Source organism: Leucobacter aridicollis, assembly GCF_024399335.1.
Taxonomy (GTDB): Bacteria; Actinomycetota; Actinomycetes; order Actinomycetales; family Microbacteriaceae; genus Leucobacter; species Leucobacter aridicollis_A.
In genome coordinates this window covers 309626-324646 of record NZ_CP075339.1, presented here as the reverse complement: position 1 = coordinate 324646, position 15021 = coordinate 309626, and the positions used below count along the sequence as shown (strand labels likewise).

General features: G+C 66.5%; 12 protein-coding genes. 8 read left to right on the top strand and 4 right to left on the bottom strand.

The window, feature by feature from the left end:
• Nucleotides 1-69: 69 nt before the first annotated feature.
• Together KI794_RS01430 and KI794_RS01425 are read right to left on the bottom strand one after the other, a co-directional pair.
• Nucleotides 70-1878 carry a helix-turn-helix domain-containing protein gene (locus KI794_RS01430; protein ID WP_255808850.1) on the bottom strand — a complete coding sequence of 603 codons (1809 nt, stop codon included), beginning with the start codon at nucleotides 1876-1878 and terminating at the stop codon, nucleotides 70-72.
• A 7-nt stretch (nucleotides 1879-1885) separates the two neighbouring features.
• Nucleotides 1886-3082: a RimK family alpha-L-glutamate ligase gene (locus tag KI794_RS01425; RefSeq protein ID WP_119281706.1), complete on the bottom strand. Its 1197-nt coding sequence runs from the start codon at nucleotides 3080-3082 to the stop codon at nucleotides 1886-1888.
• Nucleotides 3083-3108: 26 nt separating this feature from the next.
• Between KI794_RS01425 and KI794_RS01420 the strand changes: the two genes are divergently transcribed.
• From KI794_RS01420 to KI794_RS01410, 3 genes are all read left to right on the top strand, one after another.
• Nucleotides 3109-3585 carry an ATP-dependent zinc protease family protein gene (locus KI794_RS01420; RefSeq protein WP_255808849.1) on the top strand — a complete coding sequence of 159 codons (477 nt, stop codon included), beginning with the start codon at nucleotides 3109-3111 and terminating at the stop codon, nucleotides 3583-3585.
• Nucleotides 3586-3627: 42 nt separating this feature from the next.
• Nucleotides 3628-4743: an N-formylglutamate amidohydrolase gene (locus KI794_RS01415; protein WP_255808848.1), complete on the top strand. Its 1116-nt coding sequence runs from the start codon at nucleotides 3628-3630 to the stop codon at nucleotides 4741-4743.
• 95 nt (nucleotides 4744-4838) lie between these two features.
• Nucleotides 4839-5462 carry a GNAT family N-acetyltransferase gene (locus KI794_RS01410; protein ID WP_255808847.1) on the top strand — a complete coding sequence of 208 codons (624 nt, stop codon included), beginning with the start codon at nucleotides 4839-4841 and terminating at the stop codon, nucleotides 5460-5462.
• Between the two features lie 88 nt (nucleotides 5463-5550).
• Here KI794_RS01410 and KI794_RS01405 read toward each other — a convergent pair whose 3' ends face one another.
• The gene (locus KI794_RS01405; protein WP_119281709.1) at nucleotides 5551-6894 is read right to left on the bottom strand and encodes an anaerobic C4-dicarboxylate transporter; all 1344 of its coding nucleotides are present in this window, start codon (nucleotides 6892-6894) and stop codon (nucleotides 5551-5553) included.
• A gap of 142 nt (nucleotides 6895-7036) precedes the next feature.
• Here KI794_RS01405 and KI794_RS01400 point away from each other — a divergent pair, with 142 nt between their 5' ends.
• The 5 genes from KI794_RS01400 to KI794_RS01380 all read left to right on the top strand — a co-directional run bounded on the left by KI794_RS01400 (nucleotide 7037) and on the right by KI794_RS01380 (nucleotide 14078).
• Entirely contained in the window at nucleotides 7037-8674 is a 1638-nt protein-coding gene (locus KI794_RS01400; RefSeq protein WP_255808846.1) for a SulP family inorganic anion transporter, read from the top strand.
• A gap of 80 nt (nucleotides 8675-8754) precedes the next feature.
• Nucleotides 8755-10020, top strand: a complete 1266-nt coding sequence (locus tag KI794_RS01395; RefSeq protein WP_255808845.1) for a heparan-alpha-glucosaminide N-acetyltransferase domain-containing protein — start codon at nucleotides 8755-8757, stop codon at nucleotides 10018-10020.
• 92 nt (nucleotides 10021-10112) lie between these two features.
• Nucleotides 10113-11420, top strand: coding sequence for a MalY/PatB family protein (locus KI794_RS01390; RefSeq protein WP_255808844.1), 1308 nt, complete (start codon nucleotides 10113-10115; stop codon nucleotides 11418-11420).
• Between the two features lie 2 nt (nucleotides 11421-11422).
• A complete protein-coding gene (locus KI794_RS01385; RefSeq protein WP_255808843.1) occupies nucleotides 11423-12760 on the top strand; it encodes an O-acetylhomoserine aminocarboxypropyltransferase/cysteine synthase family protein in 1338 nt (445 codons plus the stop codon).
• A 106-nt stretch (nucleotides 12761-12866) separates the two neighbouring features.
• Nucleotides 12867-14078 (top strand): MFS transporter, encoded by a 1212-nt coding sequence (locus tag KI794_RS01380; RefSeq protein ID WP_255808842.1) that lies wholly within the window; start codon nucleotides 12867-12869, stop codon nucleotides 14076-14078.
• Between the two features lie 39 nt (nucleotides 14079-14117).
• Here the strand turns inward: KI794_RS01380 and KI794_RS01375 are convergent, their stop codons facing one another.
• Entirely contained in the window at nucleotides 14118-14996 is an 879-nt protein-coding gene (locus KI794_RS01375) for a helix-turn-helix transcriptional regulator (RefSeq protein ID WP_255808841.1), read from the bottom strand.
• Nucleotides 14997-15021 lie beyond the last annotated feature (25 nt).

The following is a 15021-nucleotide window of genomic DNA, read 5'->3' as shown; positions in this document are numbered from 1 at the left end:
AGCAATCAAATCAGGCCAAGGCACCCAATATCAGGTCCAATATGGACGGTCTTACGCCTCCTGGGGTGTCTATTTCAATGCTCGACGAGCCTTCTCAACGCGAACGGCGATCTCGAGCCTGAAACGCGCCTCAGGGGTATCCGCGGCCTCCCCAATGAGCGGCCGCAGCCGCTGCACACGTTGCTTCATCGTGCTCAGGTGAATGTGTAAGGAGCGAGCCGCAGCCGACAGCGCCCACCGATGGTCGAAGAGCGCAGCAAGCGTGTCCACCAGCTGAGTGCCGTGCGCCTCGTCCCAACTCACCACCCGCTCGAGGGTAGTCTCGACGAACTCCCGAAGTCGCTCACCGTCACCACCGAACAATAGGGCGTACGGGGCCAGAGTCGATGCAGGCGTGAGCTTGCTTTCCAGCCCCAGCCCCTGCGCCAGCTTCGCAGCTTGCACTGCCTCCTCAACTCCAGCGGCAGCAGCCGTAAGATCGCTGGCAGGCAGGTAGACAGCACCTGCAGCTGGCTGGCCCAGCGCGGCGACAGCCAACGCGCCACATTCCCCAGCGCTGCGCTGGGGAGCAAGCACCCCTATGCCACCACATACTGGGGCGGCCAAGTAGTCACGGTGGCGGCGAACTCCGCTGAGGGCACCCTCCCGGAGCTCAGATGGAAGCAACACGATAACCAGCATCCACGGATCCGAAACAGGGTACCCCCGCGCGTCCGCACGGCTCACAGCTGAGTCCCGCCGTTCCGCTTGAAACAGCTCAACTGCGAGTTCGCCCCGCACCCGGTCTTCTGCCTGCTCCACAGCGTCGCGGCGCAGCGTCACGAGCGCCGCGATGACCGCCGAACGCTCGACGGCACGTTGCTCCACCGACGTCAATGGCGACACACCACGTTCAACGACGATTGCGCCCAAGTGCCCAGTCGCCGCGACCACAGGGGCCACGAGTTCGACCGCTCCGTCCACAAGCCTGACGCTTTTTCCATCAGCTGCTGCGCGCTCAATCATGTCGCGCATCTCCCGCCGCGGCACAGCGGTGCTGAGCTGCCCGATCGCTGGCCGTCCTGCCACGTCCAAGATTCCCACCCTGCGCCGCAGCGCATCGCCGAGTGCTCCAACCACCGCGTCTGCACCGTGACCAAGCACCACCAAGTCGGTGAGCCGTCCATGGAGCGACGCTGCCCACTCCGCCGCATGCTGGCGCTCAGCGGCCTGAGCCGTCGCAGTCGTCGCCTGTTGCAGCAGCCGTGCAGTGTGGAGCACCAGCGCAGCATGCCCTGCGAACGTAGCAAGCAACGAGATCTCGTCGGGCTGAAAACTGTGCGGCTCGCGACTGCCGCCAAACAGCACCCCGAGCACATCGTCGCCTACGACAAGCGGCACGCCCACAAGGGACCGCAGCTGTTCCTCACGCAGAATGTCGTCGATCACCGGGTCCCGCGGCACGCTAGTGAGCTCTCCGTAATCTTCGACCCACTGCGGGTGTTTTGTGCGGACTGCAAGGCTTGCGAGTCCTATACCCGCGGGCACCACCATGGACAAGAACCGCGGCGAGATAGTACCGGTAGCCGCCCGAACATAGAGTTCCTCATTGCTCGAGTCGTACACCGACAGGTACGCAATGTCGAGGTCAATGAGCTCGTGCGCCCTGTCGACGATGCGCTGCAGCAAGAGTTCAGCGTCGGTGGTTGTGAGAAGGTCCCGAGTCGACGACATAACGGCACGAAGCTCGGTGCTGCGCTGTCTGAGCGTGGCGGTGCGCCGCACCAGCTCGACGAGGGCGTCTGCGACCCCCGGCTCAGCGACGGCATGAATCTCCCGCTCGGGAATCGCTTTGCCTTCCGCGAGACGCCGAATCAGGGAAGCAAGGTCACCCTTCATTGCACTACTAGCCGTCGACGAGGTCCTGGGCCTCCGGCGGAAGCTTGCGCACGCGCGCGCGACGGCGCGGCCGCTCAGGGATCATTGATCGCATCTCTTCGAGCTTGCCGAAGCAGAGGAGCCGATCTTCGGGCTCGAGTACGACGTGCTTGCGCGGGTTCGGGATCACCTGCACGCCGCGGTGCAGCGTCAACACGGTGATGTCTCGCTCCCACAATCCGAGCTCGCCGAGCGGCTTGCCGACATGCTCCGCCCCGGCATGCATCGCGAGCTCCGCCACACCATAGCCTGTCGAGACCGACAGGCGCTGGCGCACGTCAATCTCGGGGAAGTTCACCTGGTTGGCGATGTAGTCGATGATCGCCCCGGCGACGTCGAGATCGGTCGCAGTCTCGATGCCTTGGAGGCCTGGCGAGGAGTTCACTTCCATAACGAGTGGACCGTCGTCCCCCTCGAGCATGTCGACGCCGGCGACGCGCAGCCCCATGATTTGGGCGGCGCGCACCGCCGTCTGTTCGTAGGCTGGGTCGAGCTGCACGGGCTCGACGGTGCCGCCGCGGTGCACGTTCGACCGAAACTCGTCGCCCGACGCGACGCGGCGCATCGCCGCGACAACTCGATCGCCAACGACGAGCGCGCGAATGTCGCGACCACGGCTCTCGGCGATGAACTTCTGGATGAGCACGTTCTGCTGGGTCGAGTGCAGCGTCTCGATGATCGCTTCGGCAACCTTCACCTGGGGCGCGAGAATCACGCCGATTCCCTGTGTGCCCTCGAGCAGCTTGATAACAACTGGCGCGCCGCCAACGGACTCGATCGCGGGCCGAACATCCGCGCGATTGCGCACGAATGCTGTCGGCGGCATCTCGATGGAGTGCCGCGACAGGATCTGGATGGCCCGCAGCTTGTCGCGCGCATTCGAAATTCCGTTCGCGGTGTTCGGCGTGTAGACGTCCATCTGCTCGAACTGCCGCACGACGGCGGTACCGAAGTACGTGATCGAGTTGCCAATACGCGGCAGGATCGCGTCGTAGTCGCTCAAGAGCTTGCCGCGATATCTCAAGTCGGGCTCATCCGTCGCGAGGTCGATCGCAAAGCGAAGGGTGTTGAGCACCTTCACATTGTGACCGCGCTGTTCTGCGGCCGCGCGAAGGCGCTGCGTCGAGTACGCCTGAGGGGCGCGCGAAAGAATCGCCAGTTTCAAGGTGATTTCCTGCCAAGATAGAAGTCGTGGACGAATACTATTCAAGCACCCTGACGGGCTGGCGTGAATGGGTGAGCCTGCCCGGAATCGGAGTGCCGTGGATCAAGGCCAAAATCGACACCGGGGCGCAAACCTCGGCCTTGCACGCGGGCAACATTACTCCTTTCGAACGCGGCCAAGAGCCATGGGTGAGATTCACCGTGCAGCCCTGGCAGGAGGGCGAACTCGACGAGGTCGAGGTCGAGCTTCCAATCCATGATCGACGCACGGTTCGAAGCTCGTCGGGGCACACCCAAGACAGGCTCGTGGTCGTGATGGATCTTGGGCTTGTTGGCCGTGTCGTTCCTGTCGAGGTCACGTTGACTGACCGCGAGGAAATGGTGTTTCGGATGCTCATCGGCCGCGAGGCGTTGAAGCAGGGCTACGTCGTTGATTCGGGCGCGTCGTTCGTCGGTGGCCGGCCGCCGACGGCGATCCGCCGGCGCAACCGCGGCCGCGCATAATCGGCCCTGTTCTTTGGTGTCGGCTGTGGATATTCTGATCGCATGAGCACTGAGCGAACAGGCAATGACGCACTCGATCTGATCCCGCGCGGGACCGTCTTCACTCCCGAGCAGATCACCCACTACGCGAACTCCGACACCCGCACGCTCGATGAGGCGATCGCCGACGCCGACCTGCTCGTCGCAACCCCGCACTCGGGTGCCGCGATCCCAGAGGAGCTTGCCGAGTTCCTCTCGCCAGCGCTCACGCGCAGGCTCCAGTATGACTTCAGCGATGTCGCTACAGCCGCGATCGTGCGCCGCTGGGCCGAGATCGATCCGCGCATCGTCGCCGTGATCAACCCGCACCCGCGACTCATCCGCGACCCAAACCGCAAGAAGCCTGCCGATGTGCGCTCCGATCTCGCCGCCGCGATTGAGCGAGTGCGCGAGGCCGGAGCGTGGCAGAAGGTCGACCTCACGGGCGTGGACGCGATCCGCCCGGTGACGTTCTCGTTCTTCCCGATCCTCGAGATCCCGGGCACCGACGAGGGGCTGCAGCGCCTCGTCGACGCGTTCGCCGAGACTGCCGAGCAGGGGCTCGGCGTGTACGAGCGCACCCGCGAGGAGCTCACCGACAGATTCGTCGCTCAGGGGCTTGAGCGGGGCGGCTCATTCACCCGCCTCTCGTTCCACGACACCATGAACACGACGACGACCCGCGAGGGCGCCGTGAACGTCGAGCGCGCCGAGAAGGATCGCCTGCCCGCCATCGTCGCACTCTCAAACCGTGGCGACCACGACGGCGAGGAGCGCGACCCCGAGGATCGCCCGACGATGGATCCAGCTGCGCTGCGCGCGCTCGCAGCTGCGCATCGCGAGGGTTTTGGTGCGGCAACCCCGGACGACGTGCTGCTGAACCAGCCGTACCTCGGCAGCGAGGAGATCCGCGCCGCGGGCGAGCGATTCGGTGCGATGCGGGCAGAGGCCGACGCCGCGGGATTGCGACTCGGCGCGGTGCAGGCCGAGTTCCTGCGCGAGTTCCTGCTCGGAGACGCCGCTGCAGCTGAACTGCAGGAGCCTGGCACCGAGTGGATCGAAGAGGATCCGGCCCACATCGACGAGATCGCCCAGGCGTGCAAGCGATCCTGGGACGCGTTCCGCGCCGCCACGGCGTAGCCGGCGCCGCGCCGGATCGCACCGACACAGTCTCGCGCGGAACTACGTCGCAGCGCAGAGGCGCGACGAGGCTTCGCTCGCAGTAGGATCAGGCCATGACAAGCGGCACAGCTTCCTTTACAGTTCGCCCCTTGCGGGAGTCGGACCTCGACGAGACTGCAGCGATCCTGCGCGACGGGTTTAATGACGACCCGGTCTGGGGCCCGGTCTTCCCTGAGCACCCCGACAGGGCGGCGCATGCGCTCGCCCACTGGCGGTTCATGGCGGACCAGGCGGTGAAGTACGGCGAACCGCTCGTAGCTGTGCTCCCCGACGGCTCCCTCGGCGCCGTCTCGACATGGTTCCCGCCGGGCGAGAACGAGGTGCACGTGAACGACGAGCCGGCCTACGAAGCGCTGCTGCGAAGCACGATCGGCGACGCGGCCGCCGATTCGCTTCTCAACGAGGGCGAGCTCTTTGCCGAGGCGCGCCCCACCGAGCCTCACGCCTACCTTTCGCTGCTCGCGGTCGCACCTGGGGCGCGCGGGCTTGGAATCGGCATGCGGCTCGTCTCAGCGGCGCTCGAACGCTACGATGCGGCGGGAATGCAGACCTACCTCGAGTCTTCAAACCCCGCGAACGACGCCCGCTACGAGCGGCTCGGCTACGTCGCTGCGAAGCAGATCCACATCCCCGGCTCACCGACGGTGCAGAGCTTCCTGCGGCAACCTGCTGCGTAGCCCACGGGGCGACCGGTTACAGTCGGGGCCGAACAGCACGGGCCTCGGCGGAACGAATCCGCCGAGGCCCGAGCCGTTGGTGCTGAGGTTAGCCGCCCCAGATCACGCCAAACAGCGAGCCGACGGCGATCGTCGCCACGGCAAGAATCAGTGTCGGCAGGAAGAAGGAGTGGTCCACGAGCTTCGTGCCGAGCTTCGTGGAGCCCGACTCGTCGAAGTTCGCCGCGGCGATCTGTGAACCGTTTGTCGGAAGCAGGTAGATGCCTGCGAACGCGCCAGCCCACATGCCGCTCATGAGGCCAAGCGGGATTCCTGCAGCGAGGCCGATCGGCACAATCGAGTTCGTGGCGGTCGACTGGCTCGTCGTCAGCACACAGACGAGGAAGACGCCGAGCGCGAAGATCCACGGGGCGGTGTCGACGAGGCCGCCGATGCCATCAGCGACGAGCTGCGAGTGCTCGCCCAGGAACGTGTTTGTGAGCCACGCGAGGCCGAAGAGTGCAATCGCCGAGACCATACCGGCGCGGAACACAGTCATTGTCGGGATCTCTGACACCTTCGGCTTCGACACGAGCATGATGAGCGTACCCGCGACGAACATGATGATCTCAATGATTGGCGTCATTGAGATCGGGTTGCCCTCGCCAGTGAGCGGGCGGAGGCCCGAGAAGAGGCCGAAGATCACGATCGCGAGCACGCCCAACAAGAAGATGATTGCTGCCCAGCGGCCCTGCGTGGTCACTGTAACCTCGGCTTTCACCTCGGTCGCGGTCGCACCAGGGGCGACGAGCTTGCCCGAGGCGATCTTCGCCTGGATCTCGGGGTCGTCGGCGATGTCCTTACCGAGGCGACGAACGAACAGGCTCGCCAGGAAGATGCCGACGATCGCTGCGGGGAGCGTCACCTTGATGATGTCCATGAGCTCGAAGTTCCACGGCGCCGTATCAGTGAGGGCGATCATCGCTGCCATCGCCGCCGAGACCGGGCTACAGGCGAGCGCGACGCCCGTAGCAACGACAGAGAGCGAGAGCGGCCGCGAGGGGCGGATGCCGTTTCGGTACGACAGGTCGTAGATCACGGGAAGCAAGGGGTAGAGAATGTTCGAGGTGCCGGCGCCGACCGAGAAGAGGAACGCGGTGAGCGGCGCGATGAGCGTGATCTGCTTCGGGTTCTTCGCGATCACCTTCGCCGCGATCGACACCATCCAGTCGATACCGCCAGCGGCTTGCATCATCGACGATGCGAGCACCACCGAGAGGACGATGAGTAGCGCGTCGACTGGCGGAGCTCCGGGGGCGAGCCCGAAGACAAAGACGAGGATCGCGACGCCGGTGCCGCCCCACAGTCCGAGCCCGACACCGCTCGAACGCGTGCCCATCACGATGCACGCGAGCACAACGAGCAACTGCGTAATGAAAAGGAAGATATCCATCGGTTCCCCTTATTTGCTATTTTCTGGATCAGACTATCCCTGAGCTGGGTCTCCGGCCCAGCTTTTCTTTTGAAATTCCTATTAACAAATGATCACGGGGCGGGAGTGGGGCATGATTGAAGGACAAGGAGAAAGGCGACACGTGTCCTCAATTCTTGCGGGGCTTCGCTCCCTGCTTCCCTCTCGAGACGACTACCGCGGCCTCAAGGCAGGCTGGCGCGGCGACCTCGTAGCCGGCCTCACCGTCGGTATTGTCGCGCTGCCACTCGCCCTCGCGTTTGGCGTGAGCTCCGGTGTTGGCGCCGAAGCGGGGCTCATCACCGCCATCGTCGCTGGGCTCGTCGCCGCCGTGTTCGGCGGCTCGAACGTTCAGGTCTCAGGCCCCACGGGGGCGATGGTCGTGGTGCTCGCCCCCATCGTCGTGCTGCACGGCCCAGCGGCCGTCGCCGTCGTCAGTCTCATGGCGGGCCTCATGGTCGTCGCTGCCGGTGTATTCAGGCTTGGCCGCGCCGTGAGCTACATCCCGTGGCCAGTGATCGAGGGATTCACGGCGGGCATCGGCATCATCATCTTTCTCCAACAGGTTCCGGCGGCACTCGGCGTGGAGAACACGGGCCACTCGTCAAACGCCGTCGTGGCCGCGTGGCAGACAATCACCGAGGCGAGCTGGCCGGAGGCGCTCCTCCCCCTCTCCGCGGTTGCCGCCGTGGCGCTCATCATGCTGCTCCTCGACAGGTTCGCACCTGGCTTCCCGTCGTCGTTCGTCGCGATTCTCGTTGTCTCGGTCGCCGCGGTGCTTATGGGCTCGGCGCTCCCGAATATCGGGGAGCTGCCGAGTTCGCTGCCAGCCCCAACGCTTCCAGCATTTGATGCGGCAATGCTCGCCTCGCTCGCTGGCCCGGCTGCGGCAGTCGCGGCCCTCGCGGCAATCGAATCGCTGCTCTCGGCTCGCGTTGCCGCGACGATCGCAGACACGGGGCCCGTGAACGCCGACCGTGAACTGTTTGGGCAGGGCCTCGCGTCCGTCGCGTCAGGCCTCTTTGGTGGGATGCCTGCGACCGGGGCGATTGCGCGCACTGCGGTAAACGTCCGCTCAGGCGCCCGTACGCGAGTCGCTGCGATCGTGCACGCGCTCGCGCTCCTACTTGTCGTACTCGTCGCTGCCCCGATCGTCGGGGCGATTCCGCTCGCCGCACTCGCCGGCGTGCTGATGATGACAGCGGCGCGCATGGTGTCGTGGCAGACAGCGCGGCGAGTCTTTAGTTCAGGCAAGTCGAGTGCCGCGACATTCGCTGTCACTCTGCTCATCACAGTGAGCGTTGACCTTGTCGTCGCCGTCGGAATCGGCGTGGCCGTCGCGGCGTTCTTCGCGCTTCGCACACTGGGCAACATGAGCGTCGCGACTCGCGAGACACTCCCCGGCGAGGCTGCCGAAGGCGACGAGCGGATCGCGCTCTTCCGCGTCGAGGGCTCCCTCTTCTTTGGCGCAGCCGACAGACTCGTCGAGGCAATCTCCGACGAGCCTGGCGTCGAGGTTGCAATCCTCCGCCTCTCCGACCTCCAGATCATCGACGCCACGGGCGCGAACGCCCTCGCCGGGCTCGTCACGAGCCTCGAGCGCCGCGGCGTCACCGTGCTCATCAAGGGCGTGCAGGCTCACCACCGGACGCTGCTGGAACGCCTCGGGGTGATCCGCTCGCTGCGCGATCCCCACCACCTTTTCGACGAGCTTGAGCCCGCGCTCGAACACGCGCGCGACCACATTCGGCGCGCCTCCTAACTGCGACGGTACCCTGGTGCCACACGCGTGACCCCACGGGCTGACGCGCGGGAGTGGACCTCCCGTGCAGACTGGAGACCATGGAACGAACTGCACCGTCATTGACGCGCCCGAAAGCGGGCACAGGCCGCGGGGCGGCACGCTACGTCGGAATTGACCTCGCCAGGTTTCTCGCCGTCCTCGGCATGATGGCAAATCACCTGGTCGCGGTCTCCGAAATGGATCCGACCGCGTCCGAGCTCAACCAGCGAGCGGGCGAGATCGCAACGACGCTCACGAGCGGGATCGCTGCCGCCCTGTTCGCTGTGCTTGGAGGCATCAGCGCCGTGTTCGCCAGCCGGCGCGCGCTGAGCGCCGGAAGGCCTGGCGCGGCCATCGCATCGATCATGCTGCGCGGTGTGATCCTCATGGTCCTCGGTCTCGCGCTCGGCGCGCTCGACGTGCCAATCATTGTCGTGCTCAGCTACTACGGCGTTGCGATGATTCTCGTCGCGGTCTTCATCGTCGCCCCATCCTGGCTGATCGGGGTCGCCGCTGGCGCCCTCTGGCTCGGCGGCGGCTTCGTGAATGCGACCGCCAGAAGTGCACTCGACATCGTCGAGGAGGCGGGATCGCCCTCGTTTGAGTCTGTCGCCGACGCGCCGTTCGAGACGCTGCGCGGAATGATCCTCACCGGCGTCTACCCCGCAATCACCTGGGTTGCCTACCTGCTCGTCGGCATCCTGATTGCCAGAGCCCTGCTCGCGGCGAACGCCCGCGGCACACTCGGCCGCTCGGCTCTCGGGCTCGCAGCGTTCGGTGCGCTCCTCGCGACGGCGGCGACGCTCATCTCGAACTGGACGCTCGCGAACCTCGCGCGGTTCGGCGTCTCTGCACCCGACGGCCTCGACATGGCGACATTCGTCGAATACCTCGGCATGCAGCAGTTCGGCTCGCCAAACTCTCCCGAGCTCTGGTCGCAGCTCATCGCCGCGCCCCACTCGGGTTCACCGGCCGAAATGCTTCGCACAGTGGGTATCGCACTCGCCGTCATCGGGCTGCTCGTCACCCTGTTCGACACCCACGACCGGGGCCCCAGCCGCTTCACAGACGTATTCCGCGCTGCGGGTGCCGCCCCGCTCACGATCTACACGCTACACCTGCTCGCGACCGCCCTCGTCTACGCGCCGCTCTACGCCGGCGTCGAGATGCCAGACGGAGCGAATTGGTGGGTCGCCGGTCTCGGCGCGTTCGGAGTCCAGCTTGCGGGAGTGCTCGTCATCGGTGTCATCCTCTCGGTGACGGGCAAGCGCGGCCCGCTCGAGGCGCTGACCTCAGGAATCGTGCGCACACTCACGCGGACGTAGCCGCAAGGCAGGGAGACGGGGGCGCGGCGCTTCGTGACGCCGCGTTACCTCCGTCCTCGCGCGCCACGCGAGTCGCGTGCATGATGAGTGGCATGGCCGACTGTTTGGAGACCCAGAGTGCAGACCCGAGCGGCGTACCGTTCGCCGAGCTCGACCCAGCGCTGCTGCGCACGCAGCGTACGAGCCTGAAGTGGACACGGTTCCCCGAAGATACGTTGCCCCTCTTCGTTGCAGAGATGGACTTCGCGGTTGCGCCCGAAATTCGACGCACGCTCGTCGAGCGGATCGAGGCCTCTGACCTCGGCTATCTCGACGGGCCGGGTCCGCTCGCTGGCGCGTTTGCCGACTTCGCACGCGATCGCTGGGGCTGGGAGGTGCCGCACGAGCGGATCCACCTCGCAACCGATGTCGCCACGGGCGTCGTTGAGTCGCTGCGTGTGCTCGCGCCGAACGGCACCCGAGTCGTGGTGCCAACGCCCGTCTACCCCGGGTTCTTCGAGATGCTCGAAGAACTGCCGTTCGAGATCGCGGAGGTGCCGCTCACCACGGGCTCTGCGTCAGACGGGCACGCCCCGGCCGGTCTCGACCTCGCGGCAATCGAGCGCGAGTTCGCCGCCGGCGCCGACGTGTTCCTGCTCTGCAACCCGCACAATCCGCACGGCATTGCGTATACACGCGATGAGCTCACTGAGCTTGCACGGCTTGCCGCGGCGCACGGGGTCGCAGTCGTGTCAGACGAGATCCACGCCCCGCTCACACACTCGGGCGTGACGTTCACGCCGTTCGCCCCGCTCGCTGCGGCAGCCGGCGCGCTCTCGGTCACCACGATCTCGGCGAGCAAGGGCTGGAACATCGCGGGTACCAAATGCGCGGTCATCGTCGCGGCGGATGACCGAGCGAACCGGGTGCTCGCAGACTTGCCGCCCGAGACCGTGACCCGCGCCAGCATCCTTGGTCTGCACGCCTCGGTCGCCGCGTTCAATGACGGCCGCGACTGGCTCGACCGCGCCGTCGCGCAGATCGAGGCGAATGTCTCGCTGCTCGCCGAGCTCGTGCCGGCCGAGCTTCCGGGCGTGCACCTCGCCGTACCGCGCGCTGGCTACCTCGCGTGGCTCGACCTGCGCGACGCTGGGCTCGGCGACGACCCATACACGCGGGTGCTCGAAGACGCGAAGGTCGCGCTGAACAATGGCGCGTTCTTTGGCGCGGCGGGGGCGGGCCACGTTCGTCTGAACCTCGCGTGCGCGCCCGACACGATCCGCGAGGCGGTGCGGCGCATCGCCTCGATCCTGCCCGCTCGCACGCCGGGACCCACCGAGCCAAGCTCCGGCGCGCCAAGTTCAACCGCGCCCGCACCCACCACGCCCGCGTCCACCGCTGCACTCACCCAGGAGGCATAGTCATGGCCGAACCAGCACAGCCCGTCTCTGACTGGGAGGGCTTCGACTTCGACACCCGTCAGGTGCACGCTGGCGAGTACCCCGATCTCAACACGGGCCTGCGCGTGCCGCCGATCGCGCTCTCGGCAGGCTACGTGTTCGAGAGCTTCGACGATCAGGTCGACCGCTTCGCGGGACGCAGCATCGATCCGATCTACTCGCGCCAGGGCAACCCGACGAACGGCGTCGCCGAGGCGCGCCTCGCGTCGCTCGAGGGCGGGTCGGCCACGGTCGCGGTGTCGAGCGGCCAGGCCGCGATCTCCTCCGCGCTCTTCACACTCGCGCAGAACGGCGACAGGATCGCATCGACCGCGTCGATCTACGGCGGGACGCGCATCCTCTTCGGGCGCAGCTTCAAGCGCTTCGGCATCGAGGTCGACTATGTCTGGGACGCCGATGACGACGCCGAGTGGGAGCGGGCAATCCACCCCAACACGAAGGCGATCTACACCGAGACGATCCCGAACCCGCGCAACGATGTCACCGACTTACGCCGCATCGCCGCGGTCGCAGCGAAGCACAACCTGCCACTCATCGTCGACAACACTGTCGGGAGCCCGGCACTCATCCGGCCGATCGAGCACGGCGCGAACATTGTGGTGCACTCGACGACCAAGTTCCTCACCGGCCACGGTGCAGCGGTTGGCGGTGCGATCGTCGACGGCGGTAACTTCGATTGGAACGCCGCGCAGGCTGCGGGCCGCTCGTACCCGTTCATCACTGATGTGAAGCCGGGGCTTGGCTCGATGGTTGATCGCTTCGGGCCCGGCGCGTATGCGCGCGCCGCACGCGAGGCGGTGGTGAACGACATCGGGCCGTCGCTGTCGCCGTTCAATGGTTTCCTGCTGCATCAGGGCATGGAGACGCTGTCGCTGCGCATGGAGCGGCACGTGAATTCCTCGCTTGAGATTGCCGCGTGGCTTGAGGCGCAGCCGGAGATCGAGTCAGTCGACTACGCGGGGCTTCCCTCGTCACCGCTGTACGATCTGGCGGTGCGCGACTACGGGCTTGCATCGAACGGGCTCGGTGCCCGCACAGGGTCGGTGTTTGGCGTGACTGTGCGCGGCGGGATCGACGGTGCGCGCGCCTTCGTCGATGGGCTGCGGGTCTTCTCGCGGATGACTGGCATCGGCGACACCCGCTCGATGATCATTCACCCGCTGAGCTCGACGCACGCGACGTTCGCGCCCGAGATCAACGAGCGCCTCGGGATCACACCGGGCCTCCTCAGGCTCTCGGTAGGGCTCGAATCGCCTAGGGACCTCATCGCGGATCTGCGAACCGCGCTCGACAACGTCTAACCAGAGGCGCGCCGGGTGCTGCGCCCGGTGCGCTCTGTGCACGTTCGGTCGGGAAGCGGGTTCGCCAGGTCGGGCGGCCCGGCCTACGCACTGGAACGCTAGAACCATGACCACAACCGCGCCCATCCCAGTCGCCGGCGAACTGTCGGCGAAGCAACACCCCATGCCCTACACCGCCCTACTCACGCTGATGGCGATGAGCTTTCTGCTCGTCACGAGTGAGTTTCTACCCAACGGGGTACTCACCGAGATGGCCGCAGGTCTCGGCATCACCACCGGGCAGGCCGGCCAGACGGTGAGCATGACGGCGCTCGCAGGCCTCATCACGGCGCTCGTCGTCGGCAGCCTCTTCCCGAGGATTGACAGGCGATCCCTCCTCATCTGGATGGCGCTGCTCGGAGCCGCGTCAAATGCGCTCGTCGCACTTGCGCCGTCGTTCTGGCTCATCCTCGTCGCGCGATTCATGCTTGGCGCGGCGCTGTCGACGTTCTGGTCAATGTCGATCAGCGCCGCATCAAGCCTCGTTGGCCCCGCGCGACTCGGGCGGGCGCTCATGTTCACCTCGGGCGGCGTCTCGCTCGCGACAGTTGCGGGCGTGCCTGCTGGCGTCATGCTTTCCAACGCATTCGACTGGCGCGTAGTGTTCGCGATCATCGGGGCGGCGATGCTACTCCTCGCCGTTTCCCTGCGCGCGACGCTTCCCCGCATTCCGGCGATGAAGTCGGGCGGGTTCGCCGCGCTCGGGCGGGCGCTTCGAGTGCCCGGCGTCTCACTCGGGCTCGGTGGACACGTGCTCGTTGTGCTCGGCCATTTCGCCGCCTACACCTACATCAGGCTCGCGCTTGAGCGGGTCACCGACGCGACAGGAGCCCCGCTCACGCCCGCAACAATCGTCATGCTGCTCGCGATGTTCGGCGCTGGCGGCTTCATCGGCAACTTCGTGATCGGCCTCGTTGTCGACCGCGCCTTCAAGCAGCTGTCGATGCTCGCGCCTGTCGTCATCGCGACAGCCGCGTTCGTTGTGCTCGCTGCCCCTGGCGCGCTCTGGGCCGTCGGAATTGCAGTCACCGTGTGGGGCTTCTTCTTCGCATCATGGCTGCTCGTTGTGAACACGTGGGCGGGCCACCGCCTCCCCGACGCGCTCGAAGCAGGCGGAAGCCTCGTCGTCGTCGGGTTCCAAGGAGCGATCTTCCTCGCCGCCGCGGGCGGCGGGATCCTGAGCGACGCGGCAGGCATCACGACCGTGTACGTCGCAGCGATCGTCATCCTGGTGTGCGGGTCGGCGCTCTTCGGCGTCTCGCACCGCGGGCGCCAGTAGGCGCCGGCTGGGAGTGGGCGCCGGCCGCGCGTGCGGCGCTTACTCCCAGCGCGACGGCGAGACGCCCGTGTGGCGTCTGAACGCCCGGCTGAAGCCCTCGTCCGACGAGTAGCCGAGCTCACGGGAAGTCTGCGTCACGGTCGCGCCATGCGACAACCTGCGCTTCGCGTCCTCCATGCGCACGCCAGTGATGTACTGGCCTGGCGAGGAGCCGAGGACTTCGCGGAAGCGCCTGGCGAACGCCGAACGCGACATCGCGCCGAGACTCGCGAGCGTGTCAAGCGACCAGTCCTGGCCGGGGTCCCGATGAATAGCGGCGAGTACCGGATCAAGGTATGGATCCGCGACACGAGCCGCCCACCCGCTCGGCGCGCAGCCCGCAGACACCCACGCCCTGAGCACTCCAACTAGCAGCGTACGTGCCATCAGTCGGCATACGACCTCCCCGCCACCCGCAGCGACAACGGGATCAGGCGAACCCTTCGCACCCATGTTGCTTGCGAGCGAAGCGAGCGCCGGGTCGAGGCGGGAGAAGTCGGTGATCGTGAGCGGGTCAGGCAGCAGCCGACGCAGCCTGTGCGCGGTCTCGTTGAGCTCGACCGTAATCACCACGAGTTCGGCGTCTGTCTGTGCCTCGAACTCGAGCGGCACGGCGCCCATCGTGAACAGTGCGGCGCCCGCCGGAAACTCGCTGACGTGGCCGCGCGCTACGATCCCTCCGGTGCTTCGCGGGTCGGTCACGCAGGAGGTCGCAGAGTCACCACCGAGCGCCCCGTGAACGACGTAGAGGAGCGTGGTGGCGCCAGCCGGCGTCACTGTCCGGCGGCCTCGGCGAAGCGTGACGCGGGTCGTCTGCGTGACAACGACGTCGATGCTCTCGAGCAGCGTGCCGAGCGGCGCGGTGGCGGTGTTATGCATGCGAAATGTAACCAGTGCGAGGCCC

Coding starts and splice junctions, on each gene's coding strand:
- KI794_RS01405 (WP_119281709.1), bottom strand. CDS start 6,894: ATGGATATCTTCCTTTTCATTACGCAGTTGCTCGTTGTGCTCGCGTGC.
- KI794_RS01430 (WP_255808850.1), bottom strand. CDS start 1,878: ATGAAGGGTGACCTTGCTTCCCTGATTCGGCGTCTCGCGGAAGGCAAA.
- KI794_RS01385 (WP_255808843.1), top strand. CDS start 11,423: ATGGCCGAACCAGCACAGCCCGTCTCTGACTGGGAGGGCTTCGACTTC.
- KI794_RS01380 (WP_255808842.1), top strand. CDS start 12,867: ATGACCACAACCGCGCCCATCCCAGTCGCCGGCGAACTGTCGGCGAAG.
- KI794_RS01395 (WP_255808845.1), top strand. CDS start 8,755: ATGGAACGAACTGCACCGTCATTGACGCGCCCGAAAGCGGGCACAGGC.
- KI794_RS01390 (WP_255808844.1), top strand. CDS start 10,113: ATGGCCGACTGTTTGGAGACCCAGAGTGCAGACCCGAGCGGCGTACCG.
- KI794_RS01415 (WP_255808848.1), top strand. CDS start 3,628: ATGAGCACTGAGCGAACAGGCAATGACGCACTCGATCTGATCCCGCGC.
- KI794_RS01375 (WP_255808841.1), bottom strand. CDS start 14,996: ATGCATAACACCGCCACCGCGCCGCTCGGCACGCTGCTCGAGAGCATC.
- KI794_RS01410 (WP_255808847.1), top strand. CDS start 4,839: ATGACAAGCGGCACAGCTTCCTTTACAGTTCGCCCCTTGCGGGAGTCG.